The following is an 18,402-nucleotide window of genomic DNA, read 5'->3' on the forward strand; positions in this document are numbered from 1 at the left end:
GTATTTATTCGTGGCAAGATTAGGCGGGTGTTTGAATAACGTTATTTATTATTCGCAAAAATAATATAGCGCTTTCAGGTTAACGCGCGAATTTCCGTGACCCGGCCACGCAGGCAATGACGCCGAGTGTGACGGCGAGCATCAGCGGGTTGACGGTTTCATGCAAAATCGTGGCAGATAACGCAAGCCCGAAGAATGGCTGGAGTAACTGCAATTGCCCGACAGCGGCGATCCCGCCAATCGCCAGGCCCTTGTACCAGAAGATAAACCCGATGAGCATGCTGAAAAGCGACACGTAACCCAGCGCAATCCAGGCAGAAACGCTGACAGCGCTGAAGGATGCGGGCCGCAGAATGACGGAGGCAACGAGCATAAACGGCAGCGAAATGATCAGCGCCCAGCTGATCACCTGCCAGCCGCCTAAAACGCGGGTGAGTTTTGCGCCTTCGGCATAGCCCAGACCACAAACGGCCACCGCCGCGAGCATCAGTAAATCGCCGGTCAGCGAAACTGAAGCGCATTGCGAGAGGGCGAATCCGACAACCAGCAGGCTGCCGATCACTGAAAAAATCCAGAATGCGGCACCCGGCCTTTCTCCGCCGCGGATCACGCCAAAAATCGCCGTCGTGAGCGGAAGCAGCCCGAGAAAAACGATGGAATGGGCCGACGTAACGTGTTCAAGCGCCATCGCCGTCAGCAGCGGAAAACCTGTCACAACGCCCAGTGAAACGATGATCAGCGGTAAAATCTGCGATGCTTTAGGGCATTTCTCGCGGGTTACGTACACCAGTATCACCGCGAAAAAACCAGCAACCGACGCGCGGGCAAAGGTGAGGAAGAACGGGTCCAACTGCATCACGGCGACACGCGTGGCGGGCAGCGAGCCGCTGAAAATTATCACGCCCAGTAAACCGTTCACCCAACCGGATAACGCGCCCGGTTCTGATTTAATCCCCCCTGTCTTATTCACTTTTGTTTTAGGTACCCCTGAATTAACCACGCAGACCTCACTGTAGGAATTTGAGCAATGAACGCGGCGATGGTAGTCTCCTCAATCCGGTACAATCAAATTATTGTCATGGATACAATTCATGAAAGCCCGATACAAATCCCTCGTCGATAACCTCGCGAAAGCCATCCGTTCCGGCACGCTCGCAGCAGGTACAAGGCTGCCGACGCACCGTTTTCTGGCGGCGGAAGAGCACATTTCGCTGGCGACCGCGACCCGCGTGTATACCGAACTGGAAGCGATGGGACTGGTCAGCGGCGAAACCGGACGCGGCACGTTTGTGCGTGATATTTCCCTGCCTGCGGGGCACGGCGTCGATCAGCATGTTATTGCGACCGACGTAACGGATCTGAACTTCAACTATCCTGCACTGCCCGGTCAGGGTGAATTGCTGCGCGAAGCGCTGCGCCAGATGGCCACCACGGGCGATATCGAATCCCATCTGCGCTACCAGCCGCACGCCGGCAGGCTGACCGACCGCGAGATTATTGCCCGTCATCTGGCCGGAAACGGCTTCACGCCGGAAGCTGAAAACGTGCTGATCGTCAATGGTGCGCAGCACGGCCTGACGGTTACGGTGATGGGGCTGCTCCGCCCCGGCGATGTGGTGGCGGTTGATGCGCTGACGTACCCCGGATTCAAGGCGCTGGCGGCACTGTATCACCTTGAACTTGTGGCTATTCCGTCTCATCCCGATGGGCCGGATCTTGACGCACTGCGCCAGCTTTGTGCCAGACGGCATGTGCGTGCGGTTTACACCATGCCCACGCTGCACAATCCCCTCGGCTGGGTTCTGGATCGCAATCAGCGCAAAATGCTGGCGGAGATTGCCCGAAAGCATGATTTGCTGATTATCGAAGACACCGCGTATGCCTATCTCGTGCAGCGCCCGCCGCCGCCGGTCGCGTTTTATGCACCGGAACGCACCGTTTATGTCACCGGTTTTTCAAAAAATGTCGCGACCGGATTACGCGTCGGTACGGTGATCTGCCCTGCACAGCACCGGCCCGCGATTGAACGGGCAATCCGCTCGACAACCTGGAATACGCCGTCGCTGATGACCACACTGGTGTGCGGCTGGATTGAAAACGGGACCGTGTCGCGGTTTGAAGCGCTGAAAAGGCGAGATGCGCGGCAGCGACAGGTTGTGGCGAAGGAGTGTCTGGGCACGCTGACGTGCATCACACATCCGGTTTCGTACTTTCTCTGGCTACCGCTGGCGGAAGATGTCAGAGCCGAACGGGTGGTCAGTGCGTTAATGGACAGCAATATTTCTGTTTCGTCCGCCGCACCTTTTTGCACGTCGGTCAATGTGCCGCAAGCGCTGCGGCTCGCGCTCGGTTCAGTTTCCATCGAAGTCCTGCGCACCACGTTACTCAAGGTTCGGGAAACCATTGAGTTCGAGCAATACCGGTGATCGCAGGCATAAAAAAACCCGCTTGCGCGGGCATTTAAACTGTAATCCTAACCTACCCGTGAACGACTTTTTTCGCGTCCAGCGCTTTATGAATTGCGGCTTCGAGTTCGTTGATTTCGAATTTCGCCACATACCCGTCGGCACCGACTTTGCGGACGTGATCTTCATTGGCGCTGCCCGAGAGTGAGGAGTGAATAATCACCGGGATATTCTTCAGGAATTCGTCACGTTTGATATTGAGCGTCAGCGTGAAACCATCCATTTCCGGCATTTCCAGATCCGTCAGCACGAAGGAGATCTTGTCTGAAATTGGCACGCCAGCGGCTTTGCATTCTTCGGCCATTTTGCGGATTTTATTCCAGGCTTCCAGACCGGTTACGTGCATCTGCGCCGGGATTTCCATCATGTTCAGACCTTTTTCCAGCATCTGGCGCGCGACTTTGGAGTCTTCCGCAACAATCGCCACCGTGCCCGGTTTCATCTTGAACGAGCTGGTTTTCTTCTTGTCCATGTCGATATTGTTGTTCGGGATAATGTCGTGCAGGATTTGCTCGACGTCCAGCACCAGCGCCAGACGGTTGCTGGATTTATCGTTATCCAGACGCGCAATGCTGGTGATGTTACGGCTCTTCACACCGGATTCTGCCGCCAGCACCTGGCTCCATTCCAGACGAACAATGTCGTCCACTGATTCCACCGCAAACGCCTGCGTACTGCGGGCATATTCGGTGACCAGCAAAATATTCAGCCCGGTTTTCGGCACGCAGCCGACGACCGCAGGCAGGTCTATCACCGGAATAATTTCACCGCGAATATTGGTCATCCCCATCATCGGCGATGACATTCCCGCCGCCTTGGTCAGCGTCGGCATAGGGACAATTTCACGCAGCTTGAAAACGTTGATGCCAAATAATTCTGACTGCTCTTCATCAGGCGATGAGCCCAGACGGAACAACAGTAATTCAAACCGGTTTGATGAAGTGAGATTTGTTCTTTCATCAATTTCTTTCTGAAAATTATCCATACTTTCCCCATGCCTTCGTTATTAGTTTTCGTGTGCGTTTGCCGTGCGCGTCATTCGGAAAAACAGGAAATTAATTTTCTTTTTTTCTCAGAGGGACGGCTTATTTATCGGCCCGGACGGGGAAATTCTTTAGTGCAGAGAGGAAATTGAGCAGGAGAAAGATATCCGGCACCCGGGAGATGCCGGAAAAAGCGGTTAACCGGCGATTTTCACCAGCGTTCTGCCCTGAATTTTATTATCGAGGAAATCCGCCGCCACAGCCGGAGCCTGTTCAAGCGTAATTTCAGTCGCCGCCTGCTCGTAGAAACTCTGCGGCAGGATTTTCAGCAGACGTTCCCAGACGGCAGTACGGCGGTCAGCGGGCACGGAAACAGAATCGACGCCCTGCAAACGCACGTTGCGCAGAATAAACGGCATTACGGTCGTCGGCAGACCAAAACCGCCCGCCAGCCCGCAGGCCGCCACGCAACCCCCGTAGTTAGTTTGCGCCAGCACTTTGGCCAGCACTTTGTCGCCGACGGTATCCACCGCGCCCGCCCAGATTTGTTTTTCCAGCGGACGGGTTTCGGCGAAATCATCGCGGGAGAGAATTTCGCTGGCACCCAGTTTACGCAGGTAATCGTGCGTGGACTCGCGGCCGGTTACAGCGGCAACGGTATAGCCGAGCGTATGCAACAAAGCGACAGCCGTACTGCCCACGCCACCGCTGGCACCGGTCACGACGACGGTTCCGCTTTCCGGTTTAACGCCCGCCTCCTCCAGCGCCATCACGCACAACATGGCGGTGAAACCTGCCGTGCCGATGATCATCGCATTACGCGCCGCCAGCCCCTCCGGCAAAGCCACCAGCCAGTCGCCTTTCACGCAAGCCTGTTCTGCCAGACCGCCCCAGTGTGTTTCGCCCACGCCCCAGCCGGTGAGAATGACCGGCTGGCCAGCAGTAAAGCGGGCGTCATTGCTGCGGCTGACGCGGCCGGAAAAATCGATCCCCGGCACCATCGGAAACTGACGGATGATTTTGCCTTTGCCGGTGATCGCCAGCGCGTCTTTGTAATTCAGACCGGACCAGCTGATATCCACCAGCACATCGCCTTCCGCCATTTCCGGCAGTGTGATCTCTTTAACTTCGGCCAGTGTGGCTTTGTCTTGCTGTTCCAGAACCAGTGCTTTCATTTTGTTCCCTTAATTATTCAGGAGTTCGAAGAGTTGTCGTTAGAAATGCGATGACTAACGTAATGATTGCAGGTGCTATTTTTGAATTCTTATTGAATGTTTTTCTGAAAATATGCCCAAAACTGATTCAAGGGTTCAGCTGAACGGAACAGTTTGGCGCGCATCACTGCCCCTTCCCAGCCCGACCAGAAGATCTCCGCCAGTTGCGCAGGAGGCGTGCCGGAGTTTATGCCGCCCGCACGCTGCGCTTCTTCCAGACAACGCGCCACGCGGCTTTCCCATTCCTGCAAAATCGCTTTCAGCTTTTCCGGAAAATCATCGGGAAGCAGGGGGGATTCCTGTAATAAATTGCCGACCAGGCAGCCCCGTTTAAATTCAAATCTCGCCATACTCTGACCAGCGTGATCGACAAATGCGCCGATGCGTTGCAGAGGCGCCAATGCGTCATTGAGTAAAAACTTATCAAGCTTATGGGCGAAGAACGCACCGTAGGACGTTAGCACTGCCATGCCGAAATCCTGTTTGCTGGCGAAATAGTGATAAAACGATCCTTTGGGTACAGAGATGTTTTTAATCACCGCATCGATACCCGCCGACAGATAGCCCATCTCCGTGATCACTTCCAGCCCTGAGCGGATCAGCGCGTCACGCGTATCCGCAAACTCGCGTTCAGTTTTCGGCGGACGGCCACGGCGGGGCTTTTTAGCCGCTACGGACGGGGCTTCGGGCGGGATTGTCAGTGCATCACTCATAATTTAGACCGATCGTTTTTTAATTGCCAAAAGCCTACCCCCAATTCTCTGCGCAGGCAACCCCGTCATTCCCTGAACAGCAAAAAGCCCGCCGAGGCTGAACCGGGCGAGCTGTTTTTAAAGATCAGTATGTTGTAACTATTTCGCGCTCACAGCCTCACGAACGGTTTCCGGCGTGCTGTAGCGGTTGGTTTTGAACGGAATATCCAGACGCTCGCGCAGCGTATGCGCCTCGGAAGGATGCCAGTAGCCGCGCGCCGCCAGCACCGGCAGCACCAGACGGGTGATGTCGTCGAGCGCTTCGGTCAGCACCGGTCCGCTGATGATAAACCCGCTCGCACCGCCCTCTTCCACCCAGCGGATCAGCCGGTCGGCGACCTGTTCCGGCGTACCGAAAAACTCACCGCGCGGCAGCGTGGTCTGATACGCCACTTCACGCAATGTGAGGTTTTCCTCTTTCGCCTGTTTCTTAATGCTGTCGGTGGTGGAACGGAACGTATTCTGGCCTAAATCTCCCAGCTCAGGGAACGGGCCATCCGGCGGGTACTGGCTGAAATCGTGATGGTCAAAGAAGCGGCCGAGATACGCCAGCGCGTCGTCGAGCGACAGCAGCGAAAGCAGGTACTGATATTTGGCTTCCGCTTCTGCTTCAGTTTTGCCGACAACCGGGCTGATGCCGGGGAAAATTCCCACCGGATGACGGCCATTTTTTGCTACCTGCGCCCGGAGTTTGGCGGAGTAATCCTGCGCCTCTTCCAGCGTGCGCGCATTGGTGAAGACCGCATCGGCAGATTTACCCGCCAGTGCGATACCCGCATCAGAAGCGCCCGCCTGGAAAATCACCGGCTGCCCCTGCGGCGAACGCTGGATATTCAGCGGGCCTTCGACCGAGAAAAATTGCCCATGATGATTGAGTTTGTGCAGTTTTGCTGCATCGAAAAACACGCCGCTTTCGCGGTCACGCACAAACGCGCCGTCTTCCCACGAATCCCACAAACCCTGCACCACGTTGATGTACTCTTCCGCAATCTGGTAACGCAGCGCATGCTCGGGGTGATCTTTGCCAAAGTTTTTCGCCGAACCGGCCAGCGGCGACGTCACCACATTCCAGCCCGCACGCCCCTGACTGATGTTGTCAATCGATGCCAGCTGGCGCGCCACAGTAAACGGATCGCTGTACGACGTCGAAATCGTCCCCGCCAGCCCGATGCTGTGGGTGGCGGACGCCAGTGCCGACAGCAGCGCAACCGGCTCAAAGCGGTTGAGGAAATGTGGCAGCGATTTTTCGTTGATATGCAGACCGTCGGCCACAAACAGGAAATCAAAACCGGCGGCTTCAGCGCGCAACGCTAAATCGCGAAAATACGGAAAATTCACGCTGGCATCGGCAGGCGCTTTTTCGTGACGCCACGAATTCATATGCCCGCCTGCCCCGTGCAACATCAGACCGAGCTTGATACTTTTTGAATGGCTCATGAGATCTCCTTAAAGCTGGCCAGCCAGCAATTCGATGGACTTCAGACGCACGGCGGCATCTGTCAGTGGGGTATGAATGACAAATTCGTTAACGCACAGACGGCGCTGAATGTCGCGCAGCTGTTCATGAATATCGGCGGGCGTGCCGTGCAGCACACTGATCTGCTGCTGTTCAATGCGGTATTGCGTCGCCCCGGCTTGCCGGACAAACGCTTCGGCCTGTTCGCGGGTGCCGACGGTCACATGTTTATCGCCAACGGTGACGCGGAAATTATGTTGCTCTGCCACCAGCGCGGCGGCTTGTTCCCGCGTTTCGGCGGCCAGCACCGCAAGGCTGACCAGCACCTGCCCCTGTCCGGCGGAATATTCGTGGTACGCCAGCACCGATTCGGTCATCACTTCTGCAGACGTGTTGATGAAACCGGCAAAAACAAAATTCCAACCCAGCGAGGCCGCCAGACGGGCGCTTTCTTTGCTCGCGCCCAGCAGGAAACGCTGCGGCGCAACCGGCGGCTGCGGCAATGCGCGGGCTTCGACACCGGCCAGATTGTCGTCGAGATGAGTTAGATAATGCGTCAGTTGCTGTAACTGCGCGGGGAAACCGGGTGCGGAATCTGCCGGAGCATGGCCCCGCAGCGCTTTGGTTGATAGCGGTAAACCGCCGGGCGCTTTGCCGATGCCGATATCCACCCGATCGGGCGCCAGCGCAGAAAGCAGATGAAAATTCTCCGCGACTTTGTAGGGGCTGTAATGTTGCAGCATGACGCCGCCGGAGCCGATCCGCAGCGTCGAGGTCTGAGCCAGAAGCCAGGCAATCAGCACTTCCGGCGAGCTGCCTGCCAGCTTTTCTGTGTCGTGATGTTCAGAAACCCACAGGCGGTGATAACCGAGTTTTTCTGCCGTTTTCGCAAACGTCAGCGTGGCCTCCAGTGCCTGCTCCGCACGTTGTCCTTCATTTATCGGGCTTTGGTCTAATAAGCTCAGTCGGTAATTCACTCGGGGTATTCCTTTTATCCACAGATTTCAATTCATGAAAAAAATCAGTTCATTTTAAAAAGAGTTCCACGAAGTGAGGACAAAGCTAAATAATTAAATTGCGCATCGATAGCCATTATTTTGCTATGCGCCCTGAGAAGAAAAGTGCTTATAAAATATAGCCACAGAGTCTTTAGCGAAAAGGGGTTTCCTGTCTACGATGAAATGACTGCAACCACACCTTATAAAAGGCTACTTATAATGAGCATTTCACTTGCCAATGAAGAGCGCACCGGGACGCTGTCCGGTTCATCCTTATTAGAAAGCAAACTCATCGCCCATCGTCGTGAATTACATCAGAACCCTGAATTATCGAATCAGGAATTTGCGACCACGCAAAGAATTACCGGCTGGCTGAATGCGGCCGGAGTACGGATTTTGGATCTCGGGCTGAAAACCGGCGTTGTGGCTGAAATCGGCTCGCCGGATGGCCCGCTGGTGGCGCTGCGCGGTGATATCGACGCGCTGCCGATTGAAGAAGCGTCCGGCGTGCCTTTCAGCTCGCAACATCCCGGCGTGATGCACGCCTGCGGCCACGATTTTCACACGTCCGTTATTCTTGGCGCGGCGTATTTACTCAAAGCCCGCGAAGACCAGCTTCCGGGGCGCGTGCGTCTGTTTTTCCAGCCTGCGGAAGAACGGTTTGGCGGCGCATCGCAGCTGATTAAAGCCGGTGCGCTGGAAAACGTTGATGTCATTTTCGGCCTGCACAATGCGCCTGAGCTGCCGGTCGGCACCTTTTCCACCAAAGGCGGCGCGTTCTATGCCGACGTTGACCGGTTCAGTATCACGATCACCGGCAAAGGCGCACACGCCGCGCATCCCGAGGAAGGCGTCGACAGTATTGTGACCGCCAGCCACATCATTTCGGCGCTGCAAACCGTGGTCAGCCGCAACGTCAGCGCGCAGGAAGCGGCGGTGGTCAGCGTCACGCGCATTGAAGGCGGCAATACCTGGAACGTGCTGCCGCAAACCGTTGAACTCGAAGGCACCGTACGCACACATAACGACGCTGTCCGCGAACAGATTCCGGAACGTATCCGTCAGGTAATTTCTGGCGTTGCCACGGCACTGGGTGCGAAAGCCGAACTGCACTGGTTTGGCGGGCCGCCGGCGGTGGTGAATACGCCACGCTGGGCGGATTTCAGCCTGGAAGCAGCGGCTGAATTTGGCTATAAAACGGAAGTCGCGACGGCGCAAATGGGCGGCGAAGATTTTGCTTTTTATCTGCATCACGTCCCCGGCGCGTTCGTCAGCATCGGTTCCGCCAGTGAATTTGGCTTGCATCATCCGCAATTTAATCCTGACGAATCCGCTATTTATCCGGCAGCCGCCTATTTCCAGCAACTGGTTGAGAAAGCACTGCGGGAATTAACCGAAAAATAGCCTTCTTTAATTACATTCCTGTTGAAATGCCCGGTAATCCGGGCGTTTTGCGTGGCTATTTCAGGCAGGCCTTTATTTCCAATTTATCTCTTTCATTATTTAATTTTGTTGTTTTACATCCCTGTAACACTCGGGAATAGTGAAATTGTCGTCTCACTGTCATCACCACATACAATAAGAATGCAGGGTATAAAAATAATGATGAAACACAGCCTTAAATTAACCACCATCGCCGCTTTATTAAGTCTTTCTGCACTGGCACAGGCTGCACCGGGTATCGACCTGATTGCGAATGAAAAACCCATTAACGCGCCGAAAAGCCCGGAAGCTGTGGCAAAAATCCCGGCTAACTTTAAGTTTGTTGAACCCGGCACGCTGACCGTGGCGCTCGCCGTGCTGGGCAGCGCCCCGCCGTTTGGCCTGTATGCCCGCGATAACAAGACCGTGATCGGCAGTGAAGCGGATATCGCCCGTCTGGTCGCCGACGGTTTGGGCCTGAAACTGAAAGTGGTTCCGGCTTCCTGGGAAGACTGGCCGCTGGGCGTGACCTCCGGGAAATACGACGCCGCCATCTACAACATTACCGTCACGAAAGACCGCAAAACCAAGTTTGATTTCGCCACGTATCGCGAAGATACGCTGGGCTTTTACGTGAAATCCGACAGCAAAATCACGTCGATTCAATCCGCGCCGGATATCGCCGGGAAACGTATTATTGTCGGCTCCGGCACCAATCAGGAAGCCGTGTTGCTGGCGTGGGATAAAGAGAATCAGGCCAAAGGCTTACCGGCGCTGAAACCACAGTACGTCACTGATGACGCCGCCGCGACGCTGGCGATCCAATCTGGCCGCGCCGATGCGACCTTCGGGCCAAACGTCACCGGTGCCTACAAAGCGCTGTTAACCGGCAAAACCAAACTGGTCGGCACTGTGCCGGGCGGCTGGCCGAAAACCGCGAACATTGCCGTGACACTGAAAAAAGGCAACGGTCTGGTGGACGCGGTTCAGGCATCCCTTAACAGCGCCATCGCCAACGGCACCTATTTGCAGGTGCTTAACCGCTGGGGTGAAAGCGTTGAGAAAATCGACCACTCCGAAATTAATCCGCCAGGACTGGGCGACTGAGTAAAGAGGATTGCATCATGAGCGAAGACGTTTTTATCCAGACCGTGCCGGAAGACCCGCTGATTGCGCCGTTCATTCAGGGGCTGTTCGGTGAATACCGCGAGCGCTACGGTGAGTATTTCTCCAGCCAGCCGCCGGAAGATGACAGCGTATTTTCCAAACCGGACGGCACGTTTATTGTGCTGCTGAGAGACGGAGCGCCCATTGCGATGGGCGCGTACAAACGCTACGACGAGAAAACGGCAGAGCTGAAACGCATCTGGACGCACCGCTCACTGCGGCGCCAGGGGCTGGCACAGAAGGTTTTACTCGAACTGGAACGCCGCGCCGCCGCTTACGGTTATCAGCAGGTTTTCCTCACTACCGGTTTCCGCCAGCCGGAAGCGGTCGGATTATATTTGTCCCACGGTTATCAGCCATTGTTTGACACGCGTCTCGACCCGGATGTCTATTCCCGCCCGCCGTACGACGGTCGTTTGCCGTTTACCAAGGCGCTGACCGCTGACGTCCCTGTTACCTGAAATTGCCAGAAGAAAGAGAACACCATGAGCGAAAATGCCCCGACTTCCGTGAAACATCCGCCGCTAAAAGTGGTTCCTGCACGCTATCCGTGGCGGGTGGCTGGCGCGATATTTTCAGTTTTTATCCTGCTGGGCATCGTTGAGTCAATTGCCACCAACTCCCGCTGGGAATGGGGCGTTTTTCGCCAGTGGTTCTTTGACCCGGTCATCCTATCCGGGCTGGGGAAAACGCTGCTGCTGACCTTACTGGGCACGCTTTTTGGCATTATTTTAGGGACGGCGCTGGCCCTCGCCCGCCTGTCAAAATCCTATCTGATGAATGCGCTGGCCTGGGGATATATCTGGCTGTTCCGCTCGCTACCGCTGTTGCTGGTGTTGATCATTCTCTACAACTTTTCGTATCTCTACGACAGCCTGTCGCTCAGCATTCCGTTTACGTCCATTTCCTTTTTCAGCACGCCAACCGTGAATTTGCTGGATCAGTTCTCGGTCGCGGTTCTGGGGCTTTCGCTGGTGCAGTCGGCATATACCGCAGAAATCATCCGTGGCGGGATTTTAGGCGTCGAACACGGCCAGCACGAAGCCGCCGCCGCGCTCGGTTTACCGGCCTACCGCCGGACGTTCCGCATCATTTTGCCTCAGGCCCTGCGCTCGATTCTGCCGACCGGTTTTAACGAAGTGATCAGTCTGGCGAAAGGCACATCAATTGTTTACGTGCTTTCCATGCCGGAGCTGTTCTACACCGTACAGGTGATTTACAACCGCACGCAGCAGGTGATCCCGCTGCTGATGGTGGCGACCGTGTGGTATCTGCTGATTACCACCGTGCTGTCGGTGCTGCAATATTACGTCGAGCGTTACTTCTCGCGCGGCACCGTGCGCCAGGTTGCGCCTACGCCGTTGCAGCGTCTGCGCCAGTGGCGTATCGCCCGTTCATAATTCTGGAGAAATCTATGTCTGAAGCCTTTGATTTATTCGTAAAACCGCCTCATGACGCATCCGTTGAACGGTTGTTTCCCCGCCAGCCGCTGGCCGCCACCGTCGGGCGCATCGAGATCAATAACCTGAGCAAATACTATGGCGCGCATAAAGCGCTGGATAACGTCAGCCTGAGCATCGAACCCGGCACGGTAACGGTGATCCTTGGCCCGTCCGGCTCAGGGAAATCTACCCTGCTGCGCACCATCAATCATCTGGAACGCGTCGATGAGGGGTTTATCCAGATTGACGGCGATTACATCGGTTACCGCCGCAAAGGCGATACGCTGTACGAACTGAAAGAACGCGCAATCCTCAAACAACGCACCCACGTCGGGTATGTTTTCCAGAATTTCAATTTGTTCCCGCACATGACGGTGCTGGATAACATCATCGAAGCGCCCGTCGTTCACGGCTTGCTGAACCGCAAACAAGCTATCGCCCGTGCTTATGAGTTGCTGGATACCGTCGGTTTACGCGAAAAAGCCCACGCCTGGCCGCGCCATCTTTCCGGCGGCCAGCAACAGCGTATCGCCATCGCCCGCGCCTTAGCGCTCAATCCGAAAGTGATGTTGTTCGACGAACCCACCTCCGCGCTTGATCCGGAGCTGGTCGGCGAAGTGCTGGACGTCATCAAAAAACTGGCGCAGTCAGGTGTGACGCTGGTGGTGGTGACGCACGAAATCGGTTTTGCGCGGCAGGTCGCCGATCAGGTGGTGTTTATGGTGGATGGCGCCGTTGTCGAGAGCGGAAGTGCAACGCAGGTGCTGGACAGGCCGGTGCATAAGCGGACAAAAGCCTTCCTGGAGAAGGTGCTTTAAGATTGGCAAATTTATTCACTTGCGGTGAGGGTCAGGACCTTGGGGTTACAGCCCAGACTGGCTACAAGGAGCGCCTTTCGCCGCGCCCCTTGAAAATCCCGGTTTTTTTTACTGCGAGCAATAGCGCGCAGTAAAAAAGACGCGGAGATTCAAAAGAGGGCTCGTCATAGCCCTCTTTTGTCGGTTTCGGCGCAGGGAGTTAAGTGTTCACAGTGATTGAAAAACCGAAACTTTCTCGGCCACTTAGGTGATTGAACGCCCACCCGTTCTGCCTACTTCACACTCGCCATCGGCGGATCCATCGCCACTTTGCCTTTCACGGCTTTATTCTTCACTCTCCGCGACCACATCGCGGTCAGAATCGGCACCAGTATTGAGGTGACAATCACTGACGTGGCGACCAGCGCCGTGGCGGCCGGGGCGACAGGTTTGAACTGTGGCACCATTTCGGCAATCAGTACCGGCGTGGCCACCGCGGCACCGGCTGAACTGGAGGCGGCAATGCCTGCGGTACCGTCGCCGCCGCCGATGAATTTATCGGCCAGTATCAGCGGAATGCCGGTCAGGATAATCACTGACACGCCCAGCATCACACCCAGCAAACCGGTTTGTGCGATAACGCTCAGGTTGATGGTGTTACCCAGTGCGAATGCGAAGAACGGGATCAGCGTCTGAACGGCTTTACTGAAGAATTCGCGTAATTCCGGGTCGAGGTTCCCCAGACCAAATCCAATCAGGAACGGCAGGACGGCGCCGACGAAAACATGCGGTTCAAATGAGGCAATTCCCGCCGTACCGAGGATGATCATGGTCATCAGCGGGCCGGATTCCAGAGACATCAGCACGAAGGCGCCGGCCTCTTCTTTTGTACCGTATTGCTGCATGACCGAGGCATATAGCCCGCCGTTGGTCATGTCCATGGACGCGACCAGCGCCAGAACGGATAGTCCGGCGAAGAAGCCAAACTCGACGCCGTTTTCCGGCATAAAGCGCGAAGCCACTGCCGCGACAATCCAGGCGACGGCAATTTTTGTGACCACCAGCGTGCCGGATTTACGCAGAACCGTCCCGGTGGCGCTCAGTTTGATGGATGCCCCCATGCAGAAAAACCAGACGGCCAGAATCGGCACCGTGCCGGTGATCAAACCGTTGGTGAAGGAGCCAAAATACTTACCGGAATCAGGCGCAAAGGTATGACACAAGGCACCGATGGAGAGAGGCACTAACATCATCCCGCCAGGGATTTTTTCTATCGCTCGTTTAATGTGCATTATTTTTCACCTGATTTAAAAGGAACGGACTTCCGAATGCCGCTACGTTATCCATTTCTCAGGGCTATAAAAGTGATGCAACTCATAAATTGAAACGTTGTTTCTATTTTATAGATCGGTAGTTTTAATAAATATTCCGTCAATATTTAATTTCGGAGAGAAATCACAATTCCGGATTTTTCTGCCGCACAAAAACAAAAAAAACCCGCAGCAGTTACCTGTGCGGGTTTCTGAAATGCCGGGAATTTTTAACTTATGGACGTTGTGCCGAAAGCCTGCTGCCAGTCAGCGTCAAACTTTTGCACCGCCGCCTGAACCGCTGGCGTACCGAGAAGTTGTTCAGCAACATCCACCGGTAATGTAATCGACTGACAGCCCGCCAGCAGGCAATCCACCGCCTGACGCGGCGTTCTGAAACTGGCCGCCAGCACTTTTGAGTGCGGCGCGTGCAGACTCAGCAGCGTCTGTAATTCTCTGACCATCGCAATGCCGTCGCCGCCCTGCGCGTCCAGACGGTTCACGTAAGGCGCAACGTATTCAGCACCCGCCAGCGCGGATAAGAGCCCCTGACCTGCGCCGTAAACAGCCGTGCCGAGCGTTGGTATATTCATGCTTTTTAAGGCTTTAATCGCCGCCAGACCCTCCGCCGTGACGGGGATTTTCACCACTAAACCGGGCACCCGCTGCGACAGTAGCAGGGCTTCGGCGATCATCTGTTCTGCATCCGCCGCCATCACCTGGGCAAACAATTTCCCGGTTCCGCCGAGGGCGTCACGCAGGGCAGGCAACACTTCCCAGAGGGATTTTCCTTCTTTCGCCACAATGCTCGGGTTCGTCGTGACCCCCTGCAACGGCAGAATTCGCGAAAGACGTTTCACCGCAATAACATCGGCAGTATCGAGATACAGCTCCATAACCTTCTCCTTAAACCTGTGAGCGAATGCAAAGTATCGGAGAGTGTACCTCTGCAAGCGGCGGGTTTATTGATCGTTATCAAAATGACTTTCGAATGAAAGTATTTAAATTACGAAAGAAGAAAATTAAGGGGGCGCCGCGATGATTTTTAATGTGCAACGTTATTCCACCCATGACGGGCCGGGGATCCGCACGGTTGTTTTTCTCAAGGGCTGCTCACTGAGTTGCACCTGGTGCCAGAACCCGGAAAGCCGTTCAGAAAAACCCGATGTATTGTTTGATTCGCGGCTGTGTACCGGCGGGTGTCAGCATTGTGCGCAGGCATTTCCCCGTGCAGTGACCGCAGAAAATGACGGGATCTGTCTGCGTCGCGAGGCATTCTCTGCGCAAGATTTATGTCAGATGGAACAGGTTTGCCCTTCCGGTGCGCTGAGCGTTTGCGGCGAAGACGCAGATATGGAAAGCCTGATGCAGCAAATCCTGCGCGATAAGCCGTTTTATCAGCGCACCGGCGGCGGCGTTACGCTTTCCGGCGGCGAGCCTTTTATGCAACCACAGACGACGCTGAATCTGCTGCAACGCTGTCACCACGCGGGTTTACATACGGCGGTGGAAAGCTGTCTGCACGTCCCCTGGAAATATATCGAGCCTTCTCTCGGCGCGCTGGATTTGCTGCTGGCCGACTTGAAGCACGTCGCCGACGCGCCGTTCAGACGCCTGACCGGTGGCTCAGCAAAACGGGTGATGGACAATTTTCGCCGTCTGGCGGCTGCCGGTCAGAAGCTGATTGTCCGCGTGCCGCTGATCCCTGATTTCAACGCCGACCGGGCGTCCATCCGCCAGATTGTGGATTTCGCTGCGGGGGAAACCGGTTGTGATGCCATCCACTTTTTGCCTTATCACACGCTGGGTATCAATAAATATGTCCTGCTCGGCGAACCCTATCTGGCCCCGCGCCAGCCATTAAATGACCCGGACCTGCTGACGTTTGCTGAAGAATACGCCGCCGAGAAAGGTCTTTGTGCACAGTTAAGAGGATAAAAATAATGACGACATTGAACCTGAATACCCTCTCCGCCCGCATTCGCGCCCATAAAGACGCGCTGATCCACATCGTAAAACCGCCGGTGTGTACCGAACGCGCACAGCACTACACGCAGGTTTATCAGCAACATGCGGATAAACCCCTGGCCGTCCGCCGCGCGCTGGCACTGGCAGAACATCTCAGGCAGCGGACTGTCTGGATCAAACATGACGAGCTGATCGTCGGGAATCAGGCCAGCGAAGTGCGTGCCGCGCCGATTTTCCCGGAATACACCGTCAGCTGGATTGAAAACGAAATTGATGCGCTGGCCGACCGGCCGGGAGCCGGTTTCGCGGTGAGTGAAAAGAATAAGAATGTTCTGCACGAAATTTGCCCGTGGTGGCGCGGGCAGACGGTGCAGGATCGCTGCTACGGCATGTTCACTGATGAGCAGAAAGCACTGCTCGACAGCGGCATCGTAAAAGCCGAAGGCAATATGACGTCCGGCGATGCCCATCTGGCGGTCAATTTCCCGCTCCTGCTCGAGCTGGGGCTGGACGGACTGCGCCATAAAGTCGATGAACGCCGCAGCCGCGTTAATCTGACCGACTGGGAAGATTTGCATAAAGAACAGTTGCTGAAAGCCATTGATATCACGCTGGCTGCCGTCAGCGATCATATCGTGCGCTTTGGCGATCTGGCGCAGGAAATGGCCGCCGCCGAGCCGCGCGAGAACCGTCGCGATGAGCTGCTGGCGATTGCCGCAAACTGTCACGCGATCGCCCATCAGCCACCTTCCAGCTTCTGGCAGGCGTTACAGTTGTGCTATTTCATCCAGCTGATTTTGCAGATCGAATCCAACGGGCATTCCGTTTCATTTGGCCGCATGGATCAGTATCTTTACCCGTTCTACCGCCGTGACGTCGAACTTGAGCAAACGCTGGATCGCGGTCACGCCATTGAGTTGCTGCAAAGCTGCTGGTTGAAACTGCTGGAAGTGAACAAAATCCGCTCCGGTACACACTCCAAAGCGTCGGCGGGCAGCCCGTTGTATCAGAACGTCACCATCGGCGGCCAGAAGCTGCATCTCGGCGTGGCGTCCGACGCGGTTAATCCGCTTTCCTACGCCATTCTTGAATCATGCGGTCAGCTGCGTTCCACCCAGCCAAACCTCAGCGTGCGTTATCACGCAGGCATGAGCAGCGATTTTCTGGATGCCTGCGTGCAGGTGATCCGCTGTGGTTTCGGGATGCCCGCGTTTAATAACGATGAAATTGTGATCCCTGAATTCATCAAACTCGGCGTCGAGAAAGAAGATGCCTACGATTACGCCGCCATCGGCTGCATCGAAACCGCCGTCGGCGGAAAATGGGGCTACCGCTGCACCGGCATGAGTTTCATCAACTTTGCCCGCGTTATGCTGGCTGCGCTCGAACAGGGGCAGGACGCCAAAAGCCATACGCAATTTCTGCCGCAGGAACGCGGGCTGTCTAAAGGCAACTTTGAAAACTTCGGACAGGTTTTCGCGCAGTGGGATGAGCAAATCCGCTATTACACGCGTAAATCGATTGAAATCGAATGTGTTGTCGATACCGTTCTGGAGGAAAATGCGCAGGATATTCTGTGTTCTGCGCTGGTCGATGACTGTATCGAGCGCGGCAAAACCATCAAACAAGGCGGCGCGAAATACGACTGGGTTTCCGGCTTGCAGGTCGGGATTGCCAATCTCGGCAACAGTCTGGCAGCGGTCAAAAAACTGGTCTTCGAACAAGGTTCCGTCGGGCAGCAGGAACTGGCGGATGCGCTGGCTTCCGACTACGCGGGGCTGGACGGCGAGCGTTTGCGTCAGCGGCTGATCAACAGTGCGGAAAAGTACGGCAACGACCATGACGGTGTGGATAATCTTCTGGTACGCGCCTATCAGTGCTACATCGACGAGCTGTCGAATTATCACAACACGCGTTTCGGGCGCGGCCCGATTGGCGGAAAGTACTACGCCGGAACCTCGTCGATTTCCGCTAACGTGCCGTTTGGCGCAGCGACCACAGCGACACCTGACGGACGTAAAGCGTTCACGCCGCTGGCCGAAGGCGCAAGCCCGGCTTCCGGTACAGACCATCTGGGGCCAACGGCGGTGTTTAATTCGCTGGGGAAATTACCGACGGAAGCGATCCTCGGCGGCGTACTGCTAAATCAGAAGCTCAATCCGGCATCGCTTGAAAATGAAACCGACCGCCAGACGCTGATGCTGATGTTGCGGACGTTCTTTGAGGAGCACAAAGGCTGGCACGTACAGTACAATATTGTGTCTCGCGAGACGTTGCTGAAAGCGCGCGAGGAACCGCAAAACTATCGGGATCTGGTGGTGCGTGTGGCCGGTTATTCGGCCTTCTTCACCGCTTTATCGCCGGAAGCGCAAGATGATATTATCGCGCGAACGGAACATACGTTGTAATCTTCGGGACAGAATTCACT

16 protein-coding genes are annotated in these 18,402 nt (G+C 55.5%); 8 read left to right on the forward strand and 8 right to left on the reverse strand.

From position 1 onward, the window contains the following. Nucleotides 1-79: 79 nt before the first annotated feature. Nucleotides 80-970: a DMT family transporter gene (locus tag J8X26_RS06130; protein WP_152325967.1), complete on the reverse strand. Its 891-nt coding sequence runs from the start codon at nucleotides 968-970 to the stop codon at nucleotides 80-82. 121 nt (nucleotides 971-1,091) lie between these two features. Between J8X26_RS06130 and J8X26_RS06135 the strand changes: the two genes are divergently transcribed. Next, nucleotides 1,092-2,426, forward strand: coding sequence for a PLP-dependent aminotransferase family protein (locus tag J8X26_RS06135; RefSeq protein ID WP_208950447.1), 1,335 nt, complete (start codon nucleotides 1,092-1,094; stop codon nucleotides 2,424-2,426). A 52-nt stretch (nucleotides 2,427-2,478) separates the two neighbouring features. Here J8X26_RS06135 and J8X26_RS06140 read toward each other — a convergent pair whose 3' ends face one another. The 5 genes from J8X26_RS06140 to J8X26_RS06160 all read right to left on the reverse strand — a co-directional run bounded on the left by J8X26_RS06140 (nucleotide 2,479) and on the right by J8X26_RS06160 (nucleotide 7,847). Continuing rightward, nucleotides 2,479-3,450, reverse strand: a complete 972-nt coding sequence (locus J8X26_RS06140; protein ID WP_208950448.1) for a chemotaxis protein — start codon at nucleotides 3,448-3,450, stop codon at nucleotides 2,479-2,481. Between the two features lie 195 nt (nucleotides 3,451-3,645). Further along, nucleotides 3,646-4,623, reverse strand: a complete 978-nt coding sequence (locus tag J8X26_RS06145; RefSeq protein ID WP_152325964.1) for an oxidoreductase — start codon at nucleotides 4,621-4,623, stop codon at nucleotides 3,646-3,648. Between the two features lie 89 nt (nucleotides 4,624-4,712). Further along, the gene (locus J8X26_RS06150) at nucleotides 4,713-5,375 is read right to left on the reverse strand and encodes a TetR/AcrR family transcriptional regulator (RefSeq protein ID WP_152325963.1); all 663 of its coding nucleotides are present in this window, start codon (nucleotides 5,373-5,375) and stop codon (nucleotides 4,713-4,715) included. 138 nt (nucleotides 5,376-5,513) lie between these two features. Next, the gene (locus tag J8X26_RS06155) at nucleotides 5,514-6,851 is read right to left on the reverse strand and encodes an LLM class flavin-dependent oxidoreductase (protein ID WP_152325962.1); all 1,338 of its coding nucleotides are present in this window, start codon (nucleotides 6,849-6,851) and stop codon (nucleotides 5,514-5,516) included. Between the two features lie 9 nt (nucleotides 6,852-6,860). Then, nucleotides 6,861-7,847: an LLM class flavin-dependent oxidoreductase gene (locus tag J8X26_RS06160; RefSeq protein ID WP_208950449.1), complete on the reverse strand. Its 987-nt coding sequence runs from the start codon at nucleotides 7,845-7,847 to the stop codon at nucleotides 6,861-6,863. Between the two features lie 240 nt (nucleotides 7,848-8,087). On the opposite strand from J8X26_RS06160, the gene J8X26_RS06165 reads away from it, so the two are divergent. The 5 genes from J8X26_RS06165 (at nucleotide 8,088) to J8X26_RS06185 (ending at nucleotide 12,717) form a co-directional block, all read left to right on the forward strand. Beyond that, entirely contained in the window at nucleotides 8,088-9,272 is a 1,185-nt protein-coding gene (locus J8X26_RS06165) for a M20 peptidase aminoacylase family protein (protein WP_208950450.1), read from the forward strand. A gap of 201 nt (nucleotides 9,273-9,473) precedes the next feature. Continuing rightward, nucleotides 9,474-10,397: an ABC transporter substrate-binding protein gene (locus J8X26_RS06170; protein WP_195812951.1), complete on the forward strand. Its 924-nt coding sequence runs from the start codon at nucleotides 9,474-9,476 to the stop codon at nucleotides 10,395-10,397. Nucleotides 10,398-10,414: 17 nt separating this feature from the next. Continuing rightward, nucleotides 10,415-10,918, forward strand: coding sequence for a GNAT family N-acetyltransferase (locus J8X26_RS06175; RefSeq protein WP_208950451.1), 504 nt, complete (start codon nucleotides 10,415-10,417; stop codon nucleotides 10,916-10,918). A gap of 24 nt (nucleotides 10,919-10,942) precedes the next feature. Further along, the gene (locus tag J8X26_RS06180; protein WP_208950452.1) at nucleotides 10,943-11,857 is read left to right on the forward strand and encodes an amino acid ABC transporter permease; all 915 of its coding nucleotides are present in this window, start codon (nucleotides 10,943-10,945) and stop codon (nucleotides 11,855-11,857) included. A gap of 14 nt (nucleotides 11,858-11,871) precedes the next feature. After that, nucleotides 11,872-12,717 (forward strand): amino acid ABC transporter ATP-binding protein, encoded by an 846-nt coding sequence (locus J8X26_RS06185; protein ID WP_244370381.1) that lies wholly within the window; start codon nucleotides 11,872-11,874, stop codon nucleotides 12,715-12,717. A 272-nt stretch (nucleotides 12,718-12,989) separates the two neighbouring features. Here J8X26_RS06185 and kdgT read toward each other — a convergent pair whose 3' ends face one another. Together kdgT and fsa are read right to left on the reverse strand one after the other, a co-directional pair. Further along, on the reverse strand, nucleotides 12,990-13,988 hold the full coding sequence (gene kdgT, locus J8X26_RS06190) for a 2-keto-3-deoxygluconate transporter (RefSeq protein WP_208950453.1): 999 nt from the start codon (nucleotides 13,986-13,988) through the stop codon (nucleotides 12,990-12,992). A 248-nt stretch (nucleotides 13,989-14,236) separates the two neighbouring features. Then, on the reverse strand, nucleotides 14,237-14,902 hold the full coding sequence (gene fsa, locus J8X26_RS06195) for a fructose-6-phosphate aldolase (protein WP_165057160.1): 666 nt from the start codon (nucleotides 14,900-14,902) through the stop codon (nucleotides 14,237-14,239). A 142-nt stretch (nucleotides 14,903-15,044) separates the two neighbouring features. Here fsa and J8X26_RS06200 point away from each other — a divergent pair, with 142 nt between their 5' ends. Together J8X26_RS06200 and J8X26_RS06205 are read left to right on the forward strand one after the other, a co-directional pair. Continuing rightward, nucleotides 15,045-15,944: a glycyl-radical enzyme activating protein gene (locus tag J8X26_RS06200; protein WP_208950454.1), complete on the forward strand. Its 900-nt coding sequence runs from the start codon at nucleotides 15,045-15,047 to the stop codon at nucleotides 15,942-15,944. A gap of 5 nt (nucleotides 15,945-15,949) precedes the next feature. After that, nucleotides 15,950-18,382 (forward strand): formate C-acetyltransferase/glycerol dehydratase family glycyl radical enzyme, encoded by a 2,433-nt coding sequence (locus J8X26_RS06205; RefSeq protein WP_208950455.1) that lies wholly within the window; start codon nucleotides 15,950-15,952, stop codon nucleotides 18,380-18,382. The last annotated feature ends 20 nt before the right edge of the window (nucleotides 18,383-18,402 follow it).

The organism is Rahnella sp. ChDrAdgB13, assembly GCF_017655185.1.
GTDB lineage: Bacteria > Pseudomonadota > Gammaproteobacteria > Enterobacterales > Enterobacteriaceae > Rahnella > Rahnella contaminans.

Coding starts and splice junctions, on each gene's coding strand:
- fsa (WP_165057160.1), bottom strand. CDS start 14,902: ATGGAGCTGTATCTCGATACTGCCGATGTTATTGCGGTGAAACGTCTT.
- J8X26_RS06175 (WP_208950451.1), top strand. CDS start 10,415: ATGAGCGAAGACGTTTTTATCCAGACCGTGCCGGAAGACCCGCTGATT.
- J8X26_RS06145 (WP_152325964.1), bottom strand. CDS start 4,623: ATGAAAGCACTGGTTCTGGAACAGCAAGACAAAGCCACACTGGCCGAA.
- J8X26_RS06155 (WP_152325962.1), bottom strand. CDS start 6,851: ATGAGCCATTCAAAAAGTATCAAGCTCGGTCTGATGTTGCACGGGGCA.
- kdgT (WP_208950453.1), bottom strand. CDS start 13,988: ATGCACATTAAACGAGCGATAGAAAAAATCCCTGGCGGGATGATGTTA.
- J8X26_RS06180 (WP_208950452.1), top strand. CDS start 10,943: ATGAGCGAAAATGCCCCGACTTCCGTGAAACATCCGCCGCTAAAAGTG.
- J8X26_RS06135 (WP_208950447.1), top strand. CDS start 1,092: ATGAAAGCCCGATACAAATCCCTCGTCGATAACCTCGCGAAAGCCATC.
- J8X26_RS06205 (WP_208950455.1), top strand. CDS start 15,950: ATGACGACATTGAACCTGAATACCCTCTCCGCCCGCATTCGCGCCCAT.
- J8X26_RS06185 (WP_244370381.1), top strand. CDS start 11,872: ATGTCTGAAGCCTTTGATTTATTCGTAAAACCGCCTCATGACGCATCC.
- J8X26_RS06200 (WP_208950454.1), top strand. CDS start 15,045: ATGATTTTTAATGTGCAACGTTATTCCACCCATGACGGGCCGGGGATC.
- J8X26_RS06140 (WP_208950448.1), bottom strand. CDS start 3,450: ATGGATAATTTTCAGAAAGAAATTGATGAAAGAACAAATCTCACTTCA.
- J8X26_RS06170 (WP_195812951.1), top strand. CDS start 9,474: ATGAAACACAGCCTTAAATTAACCACCATCGCCGCTTTATTAAGTCTT.
- J8X26_RS06165 (WP_208950450.1), top strand. CDS start 8,088: ATGAGCATTTCACTTGCCAATGAAGAGCGCACCGGGACGCTGTCCGGT.
- J8X26_RS06150 (WP_152325963.1), bottom strand. CDS start 5,375: ATGAGTGATGCACTGACAATCCCGCCCGAAGCCCCGTCCGTAGCGGCT.